Genomic DNA, 536 nt, shown 5'->3' with positions numbered 1-536 from the left:
GGCTGGGGGATGGTGCTTCTGAGGGGCTGGGGCGACTGGGCTCGGGAGCTTTTTGCGGCGGTTCAGGCCGCTCTGCCGGCGGTTTTGTCCCGGAGGTAGCTCGTTGAGGGGGCGAGAGTACGATTGGGCGCTTGGCCACAGGACTGGGCTCCGAGCCGCTGGCTTTGGCCGCGGCAGACTCAGAGGGAGTGGGAGGGGTTGCCGGTTGAGAAACAGTCTCCGGCTTTTGGGTGGCCTCAGACGAGCGGACAAGAGGGGTAACCTGCCGCCGCGGTGGGCCTATGAGCTGAGCACCACCAGCCGATCCCTTTTCAGGGGAGACTCGCTCAGGTCGAGACAGCGAGGGCTTGGCAGCCGGCAGAGTTTCAGCAGTCTTGGCTTCGCCAACTGGAGCTGGCTGCTGAGCAGGCGCGGGCCGACGAATGCCGACGATCGCGCTGGCGGTGCCGGGAACTTTCTGCTGAGGGCGCTCACCGACTTTGGCTTCAGCAGGAGGCTCCGGCGGCAGGCTTTCAGATGGGGGTTTGGGCCGGGGT

The 536-nt window shown here is 66.2% G+C and carries 1 protein-coding gene; it reads right to left on the bottom strand.

Features of this window, described 5'->3' with window-relative positions:
* Positions 1-279: 279 nt before the first annotated feature.
* Positions 280-536, bottom strand: a 257-nt coding sequence (locus tag NW837_RS11205; RefSeq protein ID WP_414331568.1) for a hypothetical protein, incomplete at its 5' end; no start/stop codon positions are given.

Origin of the sequence: Synechococcus sp. R6-10 (assembly GCF_047461815.1) — a bacterium.
In the GTDB taxonomy this organism is placed as follows: Bacteria; Cyanobacteriota; Cyanobacteriia; order Thermostichales; family Thermostichaceae; genus Thermostichus.
The sequence above is the reverse complement of the archived record's forward strand: the minus strand, read 5'-3'. Positions and strand labels throughout refer to the sequence as shown.